Raw genomic sequence first — 15,140 nt, forward strand, 5'->3', positions numbered from 1 at the left:
TCTTCTTCAGTAAGTTCTACATTTTCTTCTGCAGATCCTTGAATTGGATATGCTAATAAACTAAATGTTAAGCCAATTGCTGAAAGACTAGTTAAATATTTCTTCAAATTTTTTACCACCTTTAAATTTTTTTGTAACTATATGTAACCTCTAATTCTTTCCTCTCTTCTCCTTTCAAAATATAATCATACCTATAATAACATTTTTTTGATAAATTTACAAAAAATAGTTAATTTCAAATAATTCAATGTAAACAAAAAACAAGGTTATAAATAAAAATGAAGCCTTTCGAGAAGGTTTAATTTTCTCGAAAGGCTTCATTTTTTTCACAAGTAGGGATAGCGTCATAAAAATGCGGATTTACAACGTTAAGCGATATGAAGCAGTCAAAAACTATTGATATACCAACGACTAGGAATCAGTGTCTTATAAACGACTGATTTTGAGATAGCATAATAGCTTTTAAAAAAGCAGTTATATTTTCAGCAAAAGTTGTTTCAAAACATTGCTCAAAAATAAAATCTTACTAACCAGCGTTAATAAGATTCCTTATCGTTGTAAATCCGCAAAAATCTGACGGGACCCCTAATAGGTTTTGAAAAAACCTTGTAATTAAGAAAGTTTTGTTAAAAGCATTTTAAAAAAACTTGTAATAATAAGCATGCAGCGGATCTCTTTCGATTCGTTGATACCTTGTATCGTCTTATACGTATGATGTTGTAAAAACAGAAAAGACGCTATTCAGTTTTAATTACTGAATAGCGTCTTTGTTTGTTTCTAGACAAATAAAAAACGCTTGGTGATCAGCCAAGCGTTGCACTACATGCGATTCCCGAACAGAATCTTACTCTCTTCAGTCTATGCCGATAAAGAGCAATCGTCAATGAATTCCTATTAGTATAACCATTTTGTAATGGATTTTTATCGTTGTAAAATAGCATAGTTTTGCACGATTTTTTGAAAGAGCAAAACCAAAATCACATAGTTTTGCATGAAATTTTGGTACTGTAAAACTACAGTGCCCTACAGGAATTTTTATTCCCTCAATAATTTAAGTAACCTAAATTATTTACATTAAGGTTACTTAAATGGTAAAGTGAAATAAATTAAAAGGGGGTATTTTTTTATGTTTGTGATTCGTGGATTAAATGGTCAAGCGTTATTTGAAACAGGGGAAGAAAATTTGGGTGACGAATCGATTTTTGCGACATATGCTGAAGCAAAAACGGCACTAGATAATTTGGAGCAAAGTTTACCACCAGGTATTTTTAAGGTTGTAGCGTTACGCTGTGAGCGTTGTAATGGTGAAAATGATGTAGCGATCATTCATGTGAATGATGAGCCTAAAGCGTTTTGTATGGATTGTCGTGTGCAAGTTTTTGCGAAAAAAAATCCTGTTGGTCGTCCAGCAATGGGCGTGACGAAAAAAGTGTCAGTCACATTAAATGAAAACGATTGGGAATGGTTAGACGAAAAAGCAGAGGGGAATCGTTCTGCTTTCATTCGGGATGTCATTTGGAAAGCTCTTGGCAGCGAAGCAGAATGGAGTAATAATGCATGTCTAGGCTATGCAATTAAAGGCTTAGAGAATTTGAATTACAGCCCTGAAGAAATCGAAAAAATTGTTCGAGCAATTTCTTTAACTTTTGATATGACGAGTGTTCCTGAAGCGAAGAATATATACGAAAATTCACGATATTAATTAAAAAGATTGGCAACTGGAACCATTAGAAAATGGTTCCTTATTTTTTTCGGGAAATCGTTATCAATCTATAAATAGCTGTATATGATATTTTATTAAAATAAAAAAGGGGGCTATTTTTAGCTATGAAAACTGGAATTACAAGTTGCATGGAGGCAACAAAGGAGATGCGTTAGCATCATTGATAAGCAACTGCATAGCAGCAGAGGCGATGGGTTTTTACATCTCGCTGTGTGAGATGGTCGTCAAAGACGACAGGGTTTAATGTTCGTTTGCGAACATTTTGCAGCGATCAGCTGCAACAGATTTTGAACTTGGAGCAAATATAATTTGCGAACCGGCTATTGCGACATTAATAATCGCGTTTTTTTTAAGCGATTATTGGAGGAATAGACGGTGAGCGAGGCAAAAAGGAGCTTTAATAGGAGAAAAAGGAGCTTTAACAAAGGATAACAAATAGAAACAACAACAGGAATTCAGCAATACCAATGGTTGAGAGATGCAATAATTCAGCGAACGGTTGGGGCACGTCACGCTCTGTTTATGGAAGCTGAACATAATCTTAACAAAAAATGACTGTAATTCAGTTTCTTTGTCATGCCCACCATTATTTCAATGGGTGTATGACAAAGAAATTGAAAGGAGTGAATATATGTCAAAAGTAAAAAATATACGCCATCAGCTTCGAAATGAGCTACACACACAATATAATGCAGGTTTAGGACGTTCCAGGCATTTTGATAAGGCTATGAATGATCACAAGCCTATTTATAATCGAATTTATAGCAGATTGAGTCTCAAAACGCATCTGAGCCGTATTGAACAATTTGCGAAGTGGGTTAAGGAGAAACATCCTGAAATACGAAATTTGCAGGGCATTACGAAAGAGGTTGCAGGGGAATATCTTCAGAGTCAACGAAATGAAGGGAAATCAGCCTATACGATTGGGGCCGATATGCTGGCGATCAATCGTGTTCAAATTGGTAGTGGGCATTGGAATGAAGCGATAAAGAAAAGTGATTACAGTTTGCCTAGACGTTCGTTTGACGAGCTGCGTAACAATAATTCAAAGGTAAATCGGAGTCATGAGCAGCAGCGAGAAGCTGCTCGGATGCGTGAGCGTTATCGAGAGGTCCTTTTGTATGGACAGGCTTTTGGATTGAGACGGTCAGAGCTTGTACCATCAGATAGCTATCAAACGGTTGCTGGTACACGTAATTTATATGAGCGTGACGATAAGCTATATCATGTGACAACGGGCAAAGGAGGACGTTTGAGATCCATTGAGTGTCTTAAAAGCCACGAATCGGAGATTCGTGCAGCCTATGGGCATCACATACAGCCAATGCCTGATTATTTGTGTAAAGACCATTATTCTAAAGGCGATATTCAGCAGTTTAAAAGTGAACATAAACAAGGAGAACAATTTTTTGCGAGTTTAGATCGTTCTTTGCGAATTCATGTGGAATGTCGCCAGTATTATGCGATGAATAAGCTGGATGAAATTCAGCAAGACCATTTATTTGAGGAAGAACGGTTGCATAGCGTTAATCAAATTATACTTTCGCAATCAGAAGCAGATTATATCAGCAAACAGTTGGGGCATGGGGGAAATCGTTGGGATATTTTGCAACGGTATTTAGGGAGATAATGTTGATTTGACAAGTTATCCGTCAAATATAGTTGACGGATAGGCGTAGCCCATAAAAATAATTATGAATCTAGCAATTGTATAGTATAATACTAGAAAAATAGACAAAAAAAAGAAGCCGTCCCACCACACAACGCCCTGACCAAAGTTTGTTGAGTATAGATGTAACGGCACTCCATAAATTAAGATTATTATATGCATTTTTGAGGATAATTACAACCATTAATCCTCTTCTTAATAAATGATTTAAAATGGGGCGGTTTCTTTTCAAATTTGAAAGGAGCCGTTTTTTTATGGGATTAAGAGTAGAAACAGCAAAAATAGACCATGAAATTAAAGTGGGGGCTGGATTGAGTCTAAATGAATGGGCTAATCTCGTGCATCCTCAAAACGATGGCTACGTAACTGTAGCAACCAAAAATGCAGCTGGAAAATGGACTGAAAAAAGCTATCCATCGGGTGTTTGGATGCAAAAATTAGTACGTCATAAAGATTTAAGTTGTTATGTATCGGTTAATTCGTTCTTTATTCCAAAGCGTAACAACTCGAATGCACGTCAAATCAACGCTTTTTACGTTGATTTAGACTATTACAAAGAGTATTTATCACAAGAGGATGTATTGGCTGCTATCGACTTTTTGGTCGAAACAGAACGTCTCCCAGAGCCGACAATGATAATTGATTCAGGTCGAGGATTGTATGCGATATGGTTGATTGAATCTGTACCAGCAAAATTTAAAACGGTTCAAAAATTGTATAGCTATATTGAAAAGTATCTAATAGATGTGTTGAAGGATTATGGTAGTGATCCACAAGCAAGTGATGTGGCTCGTGTACTAAAAGTTCCAAGTACATATCATCATGTAACTGGTAAAATGGTCAAGGTGCTAAGCTATAATGAAAAACACTATACAATGCGATTTATGCAGCAATGGTTTAATGATAGTGAAATGACTGATTATGATGCTGAAAAGATTAACAAACGTAAAGTAAGTAAACAGTCAAAAAAAGGCCAACTAAAGCGACTATATAATCTTTATTCACTTGCTGTGGCACGAGGAAATGATTTAATACAACTTTGTGAAATGCGTTGTTATGAAATGTCTGGTCATCGTAATACATTGTTACACATTTTCGCGTATCAAATGTTTTTGGTACACAACAACTATCACATCGTGCGTAGCAAGGTTGTAGAGCTTAATAATAAGTTTAAAAATCCAATTTCTACACCTGACCTTATAGCAGTCGTTAAAACGTGTTTAGGAGCGTATGAGAGCCATCGAGAGGATATTACAAAGGGTTATAACTATAGAAACGATACAATCATCAAAAAGCTTGCAATCACATTGGACGAGCAGCGTCAATTAAAGACGATTATCGGCAAGGATGAAAAATATAACCGTAATAACAATAGACGAAAAGCATTACGTCGAGAAGACGGTTTAACGGCTCGTGAGCGTGCAAAAATGGATGTAAAGGATAAAGTTCAAGAACTTAAAGAAAAGGGCTTAAAACAATCAGAAATCGTTGAGAAATTAGGGATTTCATTGAGCACAGTAAAACGAAATTGGAAGTAGTAAAACAGGGTGTCACGAAATGGCTCTTTATAAAGTGGGTGATCGGGTTTGTCTTCCTGTCTAGGTCTTGTAGTACATTCTTATAGAGCTCTTTATAGTCGTACACGTTAGGTTTACACGTACTTAACGTATATACAGGATTTTATACACTACAACATAGATCTTAAGATAGCAACTTCTCCTAATGGATGTTATGTACACTAGTTGTAGCTGTAATAAGTTGAATATTTATTAAGTAAATAACGATGATGCGGAGCAAGTATTTCATTTTCTTTTAGGGCGTTACGGTGCGATTAGCACCAGCCCCATTGGGGAGCATCGCGGCGTAGCCAAACGCTGATTTATTGGCTGGAGAAAGTAAGACTATGCCGATCCTTATAACCTAACAAAAAATTATTAAAGGTTGTTAGGTCTTCTGTGTTGAATATAACAATTACTAACAAGGTTTAACATTGAGAGGATGGTTACATATGAAAATGGCTGATTTTAAGGTATTGCCGCAATCAGAACAATTAACAATGCTTAACAAACATTTAACAAGTATCAAGGGGTTAGATGGACGTTTGGAAGATAACTTTAAGGGTGGAATTTTTGATTTTTCTTATTCTTTGTTAAAAAAAAATGCAGCTGATTTAGGGATTATTGTAGATGGGAAAAATTATGTATCCTATGCTTTGGGGGACGAGCCACCAGTGTCTACAGATATTGTTATGTCAAAACAAAACAATGTTAAACAACAACAAGTTATTGTTGAGATACAACAAACATTAACAGCAGATGAAATTGCTTTTGTGAAGCAGTTATATAAAGCGAATCAGGTAAATAACAATGAACAACAATTTTTTGTTAATGGTAAGCCAATGTTAGTTGTGCCGACAATGGTCGGTGCAAAAAAGACAACAGGTATTAGTGTTTATATTGATCAATGGAAGCGTTGGACTGCTTTTAAAGAGCGACATAATATGTATAGCGGTACAGATTTGATGGCGTTGGCATTGGATGAATTTATGGAGAAATATAAACGTTCAGATGATTGATGTAGTTAATGTGGATTATAACAATACTTAACAATGTTCTGTTGTAAACATAACAAAGATTTATTAAAGTTTGTTATAGGTTTTAGATATCTTTTAGATATCTTTTAGATAATAAATAGTTAACATATATAACAAGGGGTGACAAGTCGAATGCAAATCATCTATTACAATGATACCGGTCGAGATGTATTGATACATCCAGCTACCTATGCATATGGATACACAGCTGATAGAGACATTATTAGACCGTCAGAGCGATGTCTTTTTACGTTGCCAGAGGGTGTGACGCCAGAAATTAAAATGTGGGATTATGACGATAAAGGATTGAGCATATTGGTCACGCCTGCCACAATTGGAACTAAGTTTATTGATTGCTAGGATATTAGAAAATATAGAAAATTCAATGGAACAAGTGTTCTTTTTGTGGTATATTAAAAGTGCTTCAAAGGTGATTAGCGAGGAAAGTAAATTATTATTCAATTTGCGGGCGAGGGCGGTTTACTTTTTTTAGTGAAAGTGACTACGGATGTTCTATCATTCGTAGTTTTTTTATTTTTGTTTAATTTAAATCGAAGTTATGAGTGCTGCTGTTGTTCTATGCGTGTTTTTTTCATGGATCAATTGCAAAATGTCCTCAGGCGTCGCTTTGAATTAATTTAGATACACGCAAAGAACTTTTTAAGTGATTTTTAAGCTTACTAAATGAGCTATTTTCGTTCCAGCAGAGCAATCGCCTTATCAATTTTCTTAATTATGTTATCAAATCCAAAATTAGTTACTTTGGTGTGAAGCTGTGTAGATTTTCTCTTTATAGTCCGTTTCAAGCCCATGTTTGTCCCTTCTGTATAGCATTTAGTTATAAAAAATGAACGATGATGTTCTTCATTTTCATATAATTCGTTAAACCAAGAATAGCCTTTTAGTTTTTCTATATTCTTTTCTATGTTTTGAACGAATAATCGAGTATTTTTCTTGAGTAATACTTGTATGAAGTTTTATTGAAAGTTCTTTTTCATCAGCAGTTTTAAGACCTAAATCACCCGCAGGTTTAAAAATAGATGATAATACGGGTACTTGCTTTATAGGTCAACATTCGTTTATCTATGATGATCGCGTATTTTTATGGTTGAAATATAAAAGAGTTTGGAAATTAATCCAAACTCTTTTTAAATAATTATTCTATAAATCTCGTTAGTTGACCACTATATGTAACTCTCCACCAATCTCCCCATTTACCTGATTCTACGATTGATTTTCTAGTTAGTGTTCCGCCATATTTATTGCCATTAACTTCTTTAGTTACAAAAATAGAATAAGGAGTACTACCAGCCACTGGGTAATCCAACTTATAGTAATCTACAATCTTTTCGGCATAGATTGAGTTATTATAAGGAGTAATAATAGAATTCACCTGATTTGGCTCTTGAATTGGTGAAGAAGGTTGAGCTAATTCTGTTGCACTAGCAGTACTAATAATCCCAACTGATAAAGCTAATGTTGCTACACTTGTAGTAATTTTTTTGATCATGGTATGTAATACCTCCTGTGGTAAAATTTTTATTACATTACCAGTATAATACAAAAATGTATTTATGTGTATATTTTTATTCAAAACATTCTGATAAAATAACCTGTAATCTAACTGAAAAGGTAGTAATTCCTTGGATAGACTATCGTTTGTTGAATTGTTAGACTAAAAAAGAAGCACTTTTTTTATGGATCTCGTCAGAAAACTGTGGATTTACAACGGTAAGAAAAGAAATGTCCCTAAACGACGCTAAAAATAGTCAGTTTGGAAATAAATAATGTATGTTTAACTCTAAATCCCTTATAATGTAAATATAAGGTAGGTGAGTTATGATGAAGAAATTAGTATTTAGCACAGCATTGGTATTAAGTATCGGACTAGTAGGATGTAGTGAAAAAACTACCCATGAAGAAGCACAAAAAGGTGAAAAATCGATTGCTGAAATACCAATAGAGGATGCATCAAACAAAGAAATATTATCATTAGGTGTTAAAGAAGATGGTAAAGTAACTGAAGAAAAGTATAAACAAATTAAATTAGGTATGACACCCGAAGAGGTATTTAATATTATCGGGTCAAAGGGAACAGTAATTTCTAAAACTGAACCAAATGGAAATTCGCATAATAGTGTTATATATGAATTTGAAACAGATGGCGACTCGATGGGGTCAAATATGGTGTTCGAAGATGATAAATTAAGCTATAAATCCCAAATCGGATTAGAAACATCTGAAATTGAAATTAACCTTGAGCAATTAAATAAGCTTGAAAAAGGTATGTCAAAAGAAAGAGTATTTGAGATTCTTGGTGGTAATGGTGCACTCGTTGCTGAATCTGAGGTTTTAGAAATATACAGCTATAACAACCCAACTTCAGATGCCGATGTAACGTTAAGGTTTTTTGAGGGTAAATTTAAGTCAAACGGTGAACTAAAAGGTTCTATGTAAGACTCTTAATGCTTAATATCTTAATCACTTTTATACAATTGTTCTTCAACAATGAGGAGCTATTGTTGAAGAAGCGTCTCTATTTTCAATCCAGCAGCTAAGATTTTCAACCAGTCTTAGCTGCTTTTTATTTCATTAGGTTACCAAACATCGCTTTGGGAAGGTTTCCTCTGTATCAAAATACATCGTTATTGACATCTTTATGCAAGTGATGTAAAGTTAGCTTTACGTAAAGCTAACTTTACTATAGGTAGGTGAAATAATGAAAAATAATATTAAGGACTTACGTGCAAAATATGATTTTTCTCAAGATGTGCTAGCTGAGAAATTAGGTGTCTCTAGGCAAACCATAATATCTTTGGAAAAAGGACGTTATAATCCTTCAATCACATTAGCATTTAAGTTATCGCGTTTATTTAATTGTCATATTGAAGATATTTTTATTTATGAGGAGGACAATCAATGAAAAACAATAGAGTAATTTTTTTAATTATCGGTTTCATTATGTTAATAAATGCATTTCTAATTAATGGTGCTTATATTTTTTCAGGCAAGTTTCCAGAAGGACTAATGATTGTTGCTCTAACAATTATGGCATTTTGTTTAGCCTATTTAGCACCACACTTTTCTGCAAAAGATGAACGTGCTCAAAAAATCCGTGAACGTGCAGTATATATTAGTTATTTTTGGGGTATTGGTTTTGCCGTCATTTTAATGATGATTTTCAACCCTATATCGTCTCTTCATCTAGCTGCTTTTCAAGTATTATCATTATTTATGGCATTATATATTTCTACTGTCTTTTTAAATATGGTTTATTATGCAAGAAAATATTGAAAATATTATTAAAATGTTCCCAAATGGAAGTTTGGGAATACAATCAAAAAAAGCCGTAAAGCACTGATTTAACAGTGTTTTATGGCTTTTTAATATCACTTTTATAGTTGCTTAATATACGAATCTATCAAACCTGTTTATAATAGAAAATAGGCAAAAGTAAAAATCGCTACAACTGCGGGAACAGTTATAGCGACAAGGTATTTCTATCTCGTTAGATTAAGAATACCATCATTTTATTTTGTCTACAACAAAAACAGAATAGGTGATAAAAATGAAAAACCTACCAGGTATCGTGAAGGTTCGTAAAACAAGCTTTTACACGCAAGTACATTCACACCCAATCCAACAAGATTTAGAAGATCTTCGTTCGATTGGTCTACTGGCATATGTGCAGTCCATGAGTGAAGATTTTGTCTTACATAAATCATTCTTGTATTCTAAATTTTCTCGGAGAAATGTTGAAGCAGCCATTAAAGAGCTCACAGAGAAAAATTACTGGTTCTCGCTGAAACTTCACTATCAAGGCCAACTTGTTTACGCTCATTATGTAAGTGATGTAATCTTTTCTGAAGAACAAATTATCGAAGAGGTTTTCAGTTTAGAAGGTGCAAAATTTCTCGGGATTTCAACAGGTCACGAAGGTTTAGAAAAACATTTGCACGATTTGTACAATAGCAAGAAAGACCGTCAAATCAGTGTTTATTCAGTTGAACAAAACGTACAGCACGATTTGTACAGCACAAATTGTACAAGTAATTATTATGAATTAAATAATAATCAATTAAATAATAATCAATTAAAAGATATAAGAGATGTTAACAATGTTACTAGCGTTACAATTTCGAAAGATGCTGAACGAATTTTGTCTTTAAAAGCCAAATGGTGCCATCAAGGTATTTCACCTGATTGGATCGAAGAAATTTATCAGCAATCAATTGAACGAGGAATTGCCAATAAGGTGGCTTATGTAAATAAAGCAGCCAGTACATATCTTGATAATATGCAAAAGAAAAATGCTCCTGTATCTTCTGGAAAAACTGAATTAGTACCAGATTGGTTTCCAGCTCGTAATCATCAAAAAGTTGAACCTAAGGACAAAACGATTGATTTTGATTTAGAGAGACAGAAGATACTTGCGAAATTAGGTCAATCAGAGACGCTGTAGGGCATTCTGTTTATCAAGATAGACATTTCTATTAGATAGATATAAAAAATGCTGTAGAAGGCTATTCTCTGCCTTCTACAGCATTTTTTATTTTAGAGATAGCATCCAATTTATGCGGATTTACAACGTTAAGCATTTAAAGTTCCCAAACGAGGGTTTGGGGACGTTATAATTTAATTAACAAACTAACTGAAAAGGGGGGATACATTGCACCCAATAGAAATTATTCAATTGATGATAGCCAGTGGAATTTTAGTTTTTATTTTATTCATTTCTTTTATTTTTAAAGGAAAATGGAGAAAAAGGATTCAGGGGTTGGCTCTTTTATTTTTAGTGTCTTTTGGCATCATTTATTTCGTACGTCCATATTGGACAGATATGCAAATTGAAAAGAAAGTAAGTTATATACAGTTGCATTTGGAGAAAAAGTATCCTGGAGAAACGTGGGAATTTCGAACAGTGCCTCATCGTGAAGATGGTTATGAATCCTTGAATCCATATTTTATTGGTGTCATATTTGATAATGAACCACAAGTGGAATATAAATATTTCGCTCGTAATAAACACGATATTACCCAACAAGGTTTTTCTACATCTGATTCAAAAAGTGATTTATTACATTTAGAATAAAAATTACTATGTTATTTTGAAGCCCACTCTTGCCTTATTTCCAAATTTAACTAAACACACATTTTTAACAAGCATTCCTTTAAACCTTCCCAAACATCGCTTTGGGAATGTTCCTTGCTTAAATATACTAAATTGAATTTGTTTTTAAGTGGTAAATTAAGTAAAATCAATATTGACTATACAATATTTTAACCAATAGGAGATGTTAACTGTGTACTCAACATACGTTCTTTACAATATCGTTCCCTTAGCTTTCCTATTTTTACTGATTTATATTTTCATTGATATATTTCTTGATTATTTTAGAAAAACGGGAAAAAGCAACAAAAAACGAGTTATTCTGTATAGCTTTATTTTTTACTTAATCATCCTTATTCAAATTAAATTTGGCGGATTTACACTTCCTCAAAATTCAGCAGACAATCATAAAATTTTTATTTCAACGAATGATTGGTTTGGATTATTCGATATGATAAACTTTAAAATTTCTATGTGGAGTTATTCTGCTATGGTTTATAACATCATTTTATTCATACCACTAGGAATTTATTTATTACTCTTATTCGATTTAAAAAGTAATAAGAAAGCTGTTTCAATGGTCATTCTAAGCTGTTTAATGATAGATGTAGCCCGTCTTTTACTTGGATGGACTGGTATTACTGTAAATAGTTTTGGTTATCTAGATATTATCTATTTGTTATTCAATATTTCAGGCGGAGTATTAAGTATATTTATATTAAGGTACACAGTAAATTTTGTTCGCTCATATAAATTAAATAGCCAAACAAAAATTGTCGAATAAAATATACAAATCCATACAAAATAACGTTCCCAAATTAAAGTTTGGGAACACACAAAAAGGCGACAAACACTGTTAAATCAGTGTTTGTCGCCTTTTTAGTGGAACATTCGTTATACAGCTTTTTATGCAGTTTTCTACAAACCCATGAATACCAGCAATTTGAGCGTGATTTTGGGCAGGTTGCAGCTGGAGCCTTGTGCATAAAATCATGCATATTTTTAGCCTAATTTTATGACAGCTTTCACGAACATTTTAACCATAATGGTCTTTTGCGGAATAAATATAAAGCATGTCATTGGCTATGCGATAAATTAAACGATGTTCATCTGTAATACGACGGGACCATTTCCCTGACAATTCATATTTTAAAGGTTCAGGCTTCCCAATCCCTTCAAATGGATTGCGGTCAATGTCCTTGATTAATCGATTTATTTTTTTAATGGTGCTTTTATCTCCTTGATCATGCCAGTACATATAGTCTGCCCAAGCATCATCTGACCAAACTTTAATCATCTTCAACCTCAATTAATTCATGAATTTTTGCTTCACCTGTTTGGAATTGTTCATCGCCTCGACGAATTTTATCCATCACATACGTATTTGACAAGGTACGCAGCGTTTCTTGCATCGCATCATAATCACGCTTAGACATGACAACAACCGTATCTTCTACGTCTTTACTTGTCACAATAAATGTATCTGAATCTTCATTGATTTGTTTCATATAGCCACGTAAATTTTGACGGAAATTTGAGTACGTTACTGCTTCCATTTTAACACCTCCATTGTACAATATGTTGTACAACTAATTATATGGCATACCATTCGATTTTGCAAAAGCAAAAAGCCTATTTTTATATAATCTTTTCACATTCTATTTAGGGAGAGCACTGTCAAAACGCATATTTTATAACGTTCGTTTTTGGTTATCTCTTCGCTTATAATAACCGTTTTTTGTGGTTATGGCATTCAATTTATGACATGAATGGCAATGAAGCATATTCAGATTCTTGTAAATTTATTCATAAATCTCGTCGCTTGACATGGAGCCTCTATCGATATGATTTCGGCTAACAAAGCCAAGCAGAGAGCTTAGCTGGCAAAATAGCCTATCATATCGAACCCTCCACGTAAAGCGTAGTTATACATAATATTATTCATACCCTACATTGCCATTTGTAGCATTCGTTAATTGCCATAACCAGTTTTTTGTCGGCTGAACCCTTGTTGAAAGCATTAAAAAAAACCTTGTAATTAAGAAAGTTCTTTTAAAAGTATTAAAAAAAACCTTGTAATTAAGAAAGTTTTTTTGAAAACATTTAAAAAAATCTTTATAATAAGCACGCAGCGGATCTCCTTCGATTTGTTGATGTTTTGTATTGTCTGATATTGTAAAGACAGAAAAGACGCTATCCAGTTTCCGTTACTGGATAGCGTCTTTGTTTGTTTCTAGACAAATAAAAAACGCTTGGCGGTCAACCAAGCGTTGCACTACATGCGATTCCCGAACAGAATCTTACTCTCTTCAGTCTATGCCGATAAAGAGCAATCGTCAATGAATTCCTATTAGTATAGCCATTATGTAATGGATTCGTTCCAACATCCTTGGTGTGAAAATTCCCTTTGCGTATTCAGTCATTTTTCGGGGTATACTTCTCTAAAATATATTGCCCCAATTCCGTAGACTTTAATTCGCTCACAACAATTATGACCTCAAGAAAATGTAAGTCGTTTTTTTGAGATTTAGAGCCACAAGGAATAAAGAGCTAACATACGCAACTATTTCTAATCGAAATAGTTGCGTATGTATCAAGTAATGTAATTTATTATTCTAATAATATAATAAACACATAAAAGTATTAGTAAAGGTTTAATAAAAGGTTCCTTTTTATTTTTGCAATATCTAATCAAAGATATTGCAAAAATAAGTGGTAACCATATCCAGAAAAAAAGTGTATCATCAAAAAAAAATTCTAAAATTATAACCAACCCTTTAAAATATAATCTTTATTCATACACACTATGTTTTGAATTAGCTTCTTTAATACAAACATAATTCATTTGCGTATATAAAGCAGCCAAACCGGCAGGTGAAATTTTTATACCTAGTTTTAATAACTTTTTAACAGCGTCATAATATTTTCCAGCATATAAAAATGTTAGTATTCCCGTAACAGCTTCGGAACCAAAATGATCAGCAAGATAATTTCTAGCACATTTATCTCTAGCTTCTACCCATTTTGGATTCAAAGCACCTGAATAAAAGTGGTGGATTTTCCGGAAAACGTAAAATAATATATTTTACAAAAAAAAGAAAATGTGTTATTTTGTAGGGATTAAATAAACTATGAAATTTTATAAAAATTCCATAAGGAGTGATTATATTTGTTAGAAGAAAGTTTTACTATATTAAAACCAATTTATTATTTGTTATCTGCAACAGCTTTATTTAATTTTATATATTTAATTATCTTTTTTAAAAAAAATAATAAATATTCAATATATATTCCACTAAATACTTTATTAATTTTAATTATTTCATGTGTATTATTTTACCTTGAAGGACATATTATTGATGCATTAGTCATGTCAGGTAATAGCCTAGCTTTTTACTCCATATTTATCACTTTTTTATGTTTTTTACTATGCCTTATAGTTCCATTATTAAAAAAAGAGACGTTAAAATAACGTCTCTTTTTTTAATAAAATCAATCTGGATTACATGAGTTTGCTATATATTCAGCATAATTTGTCGATGTACGATGAGGTTCTAAATTCCAAAATTCTTTATCTCTCGCAAAGTGAGCATGACAATGAAATTGATGTGACATACCCGTACTATTTTTCCATCTTCTATCACCTGAAAATTTATTAGAAACCAATGAATATGCTTTCAAAGCATGTCCTAACAATTCATTACCAGACGTTGTTCTAAGTGGTGAATTTTGTATTGGCTTTAATTGTAAAGAAATCATATTATTATCTCTAACAATCCATTTAGATTGAGTTACATAAAAATAATTTTCAAATTTCATATTATCAATACTTTTCATATTCAAACTATTAGTTGTTAAATTTACATTATCAGATGTAAGAGAAGGATTTAACTTAAGTGATTCCAAATAATAAAGCTCTGCTATTTCTTCTTCAGTAAGTTCTACATTTTCTTCTTCAGTAAGTTCTACATTTTCTTCTTCAGTAAGTTCTACATTTTCTTCTTCAGTAAGTTCTACATTTTCTTCTTCAGTAAGTTCTACATTT

The 15,140-nt window shown here is 32.9% G+C and carries 16 protein-coding genes; 11 read left to right on the forward strand and 5 right to left on the reverse strand.

Features of this window, described 5'->3' with window-relative positions; genetic code table 11:
- Positions 1 to 1,126 precede the first annotated feature (1,126 nt).
- The 4 genes from MKX47_RS21295 (at position 1,127) to MKX47_RS21310 (ending at position 5,967) form a co-directional block, all read left to right on the forward strand.
- Positions 1,127 to 1,702, forward strand: a complete 576-nt coding sequence (locus tag MKX47_RS21295; RefSeq protein WP_340778482.1) for a ribbon-helix-helix domain-containing protein — start codon at positions 1,127 to 1,129, stop codon at positions 1,700 to 1,702.
- Between the two features lie 652 nt (positions 1,703 to 2,354).
- On the forward strand, positions 2,355 to 3,353 hold the full coding sequence (locus MKX47_RS21300) for a hypothetical protein (protein WP_340778484.1): 999 nt from the start codon (positions 2,355 to 2,357) through the stop codon (positions 3,351 to 3,353).
- A gap of 293 nt (positions 3,354 to 3,646) precedes the next feature.
- Positions 3,647 to 4,930, forward strand: coding sequence for a hypothetical protein (locus MKX47_RS21305; RefSeq protein WP_340778486.1), 1,284 nt, complete (start codon positions 3,647 to 3,649; stop codon positions 4,928 to 4,930).
- 470 nt (positions 4,931 to 5,400) lie between these two features.
- Positions 5,401 to 5,967 (forward strand): hypothetical protein, encoded by a 567-nt coding sequence (locus MKX47_RS21310; protein WP_340778488.1) that lies wholly within the window; start codon positions 5,401 to 5,403, stop codon positions 5,965 to 5,967.
- Positions 5,968 to 7,141: 1,174 nt separating this feature from the next.
- Here MKX47_RS21310 and MKX47_RS21315 read toward each other — a convergent pair.
- The gene (locus MKX47_RS21315; RefSeq protein WP_340778490.1) at positions 7,142 to 7,495 is read right to left on the reverse strand and encodes a hypothetical protein; all 354 of its coding nucleotides are present in this window, start codon (positions 7,493 to 7,495) and stop codon (positions 7,142 to 7,144) included.
- Positions 7,496 to 7,827: 332 nt separating this feature from the next.
- On the opposite strand from MKX47_RS21315, the gene MKX47_RS21320 reads away from it, so the two are divergent.
- The 6 genes from MKX47_RS21320 to MKX47_RS21345 all read left to right on the forward strand — a co-directional run bounded on the left by MKX47_RS21320 (position 7,828) and on the right by MKX47_RS21345 (position 11,879).
- The gene (locus MKX47_RS21320; protein WP_340778492.1) at positions 7,828 to 8,442 is read left to right on the forward strand and encodes a hypothetical protein; all 615 of its coding nucleotides are present in this window, start codon (positions 7,828 to 7,830) and stop codon (positions 8,440 to 8,442) included.
- A gap of 262 nt (positions 8,443 to 8,704) precedes the next feature.
- Positions 8,705 to 8,908 (forward strand): helix-turn-helix transcriptional regulator, encoded by a 204-nt coding sequence (locus MKX47_RS21325; RefSeq protein ID WP_340778493.1) that lies wholly within the window; start codon positions 8,705 to 8,707, stop codon positions 8,906 to 8,908.
- A complete protein-coding gene (locus tag MKX47_RS21330) occupies positions 8,905 to 9,279 on the forward strand; it encodes a hypothetical protein (RefSeq protein ID WP_340778494.1) in 375 nt (124 codons plus the stop codon). Before MKX47_RS21325 ends, MKX47_RS21330 begins: the two co-directional genes overlap by 4 nt.
- Before the next feature lie 274 nt (positions 9,280 to 9,553).
- The gene (locus MKX47_RS21335; RefSeq protein WP_340778496.1) at positions 9,554 to 10,447 is read left to right on the forward strand and encodes a hypothetical protein; all 894 of its coding nucleotides are present in this window, start codon (positions 9,554 to 9,556) and stop codon (positions 10,445 to 10,447) included.
- Positions 10,448 to 10,654: 207 nt separating this feature from the next.
- Positions 10,655 to 11,077 (forward strand): hypothetical protein, encoded by a 423-nt coding sequence (locus MKX47_RS21340; RefSeq protein WP_340778499.1) that lies wholly within the window; start codon positions 10,655 to 10,657, stop codon positions 11,075 to 11,077.
- Between the two features lie 202 nt (positions 11,078 to 11,279).
- Positions 11,280 to 11,879, forward strand: coding sequence for a hypothetical protein (locus MKX47_RS21345; protein ID WP_340778501.1), 600 nt, complete (start codon positions 11,280 to 11,282; stop codon positions 11,877 to 11,879).
- A 252-nt stretch (positions 11,880 to 12,131) separates the two neighbouring features.
- Here the strand turns inward: MKX47_RS21345 and MKX47_RS21350 are convergent, their stop codons facing one another.
- The 3 genes from MKX47_RS21350 to MKX47_RS21360 all read right to left on the reverse strand — a co-directional run bounded on the left by MKX47_RS21350 (position 12,132) and on the right by MKX47_RS21360 (position 14,129).
- Positions 12,132 to 12,392, reverse strand: a complete 261-nt coding sequence (locus MKX47_RS21350; protein WP_340778503.1) for a Txe/YoeB family addiction module toxin — start codon at positions 12,390 to 12,392, stop codon at positions 12,132 to 12,134.
- Positions 12,385 to 12,651 (reverse strand): type II toxin-antitoxin system Phd/YefM family antitoxin, encoded by a 267-nt coding sequence (locus MKX47_RS21355; protein ID WP_340778505.1) that lies wholly within the window; start codon positions 12,649 to 12,651, stop codon positions 12,385 to 12,387. The genes MKX47_RS21350 and MKX47_RS21355 overlap by 8 nt, the downstream gene beginning before the upstream one ends.
- Before the next feature lie 1,235 nt (positions 12,652 to 13,886).
- Complete coding sequence (locus MKX47_RS21360; protein ID WP_340778508.1) at positions 13,887 to 14,129, reverse strand: hypothetical protein; 243 nt, start codon at positions 14,127 to 14,129, stop codon at positions 13,887 to 13,889.
- Positions 14,130 to 14,264: 135 nt separating this feature from the next.
- Here MKX47_RS21360 and MKX47_RS21365 point away from each other — a divergent pair, with 135 nt between their 5' ends.
- The gene (locus MKX47_RS21365) at positions 14,265 to 14,567 is read left to right on the forward strand and encodes a hypothetical protein (RefSeq protein WP_340778509.1); all 303 of its coding nucleotides are present in this window, start codon (positions 14,265 to 14,267) and stop codon (positions 14,565 to 14,567) included.
- A gap of 20 nt (positions 14,568 to 14,587) precedes the next feature.
- Here MKX47_RS21365 and MKX47_RS21370 read toward each other — a convergent pair.
- Positions 14,588 to 15,140: DUF2599 domain-containing protein (locus MKX47_RS21370; RefSeq protein WP_340778512.1), on the reverse strand; the 553-nt coding region annotated here is incomplete at its 5' end.

Source organism: Solibacillus sp. FSL R7-0668 (assembly GCF_038006205.1).
GTDB lineage: Bacteria > Bacillota > Bacilli > Bacillales_A > Planococcaceae > Solibacillus.

Coding starts and splice junctions, on each gene's coding strand:
- MKX47_RS21295 (WP_340778482.1), top strand. CDS start 1,127: ATGTTTGTGATTCGTGGATTAAATGGTCAAGCGTTATTTGAAACAGGG.
- MKX47_RS21300 (WP_340778484.1), top strand. CDS start 2,355: ATGTCAAAAGTAAAAAATATACGCCATCAGCTTCGAAATGAGCTACAC.
- MKX47_RS21305 (WP_340778486.1), top strand. CDS start 3,647: ATGGGATTAAGAGTAGAAACAGCAAAAATAGACCATGAAATTAAAGTG.
- MKX47_RS21310 (WP_340778488.1), top strand. CDS start 5,401: ATGAAAATGGCTGATTTTAAGGTATTGCCGCAATCAGAACAATTAACA.
- MKX47_RS21315 (WP_340778490.1), bottom strand. CDS start 7,495: ATGATCAAAAAAATTACTACAAGTGTAGCAACATTAGCTTTATCAGTT.
- MKX47_RS21320 (WP_340778492.1), top strand. CDS start 7,828: ATGAAGAAATTAGTATTTAGCACAGCATTGGTATTAAGTATCGGACTA.
- MKX47_RS21325 (WP_340778493.1), top strand. CDS start 8,705: ATGAAAAATAATATTAAGGACTTACGTGCAAAATATGATTTTTCTCAA.
- MKX47_RS21330 (WP_340778494.1), top strand. CDS start 8,905: ATGAAAAACAATAGAGTAATTTTTTTAATTATCGGTTTCATTATGTTA.
- MKX47_RS21335 (WP_340778496.1), top strand. CDS start 9,554: ATGAAAAACCTACCAGGTATCGTGAAGGTTCGTAAAACAAGCTTTTAC.
- MKX47_RS21345 (WP_340778501.1), top strand. CDS start 11,280: ATGTTAACTGTGTACTCAACATACGTTCTTTACAATATCGTTCCCTTA.
- MKX47_RS21350 (WP_340778503.1), bottom strand. CDS start 12,392: ATGATTAAAGTTTGGTCAGATGATGCTTGGGCAGACTATATGTACTGG.
- MKX47_RS21355 (WP_340778505.1), bottom strand. CDS start 12,651: ATGGAAGCAGTAACGTACTCAAATTTCCGTCAAAATTTACGTGGCTAT.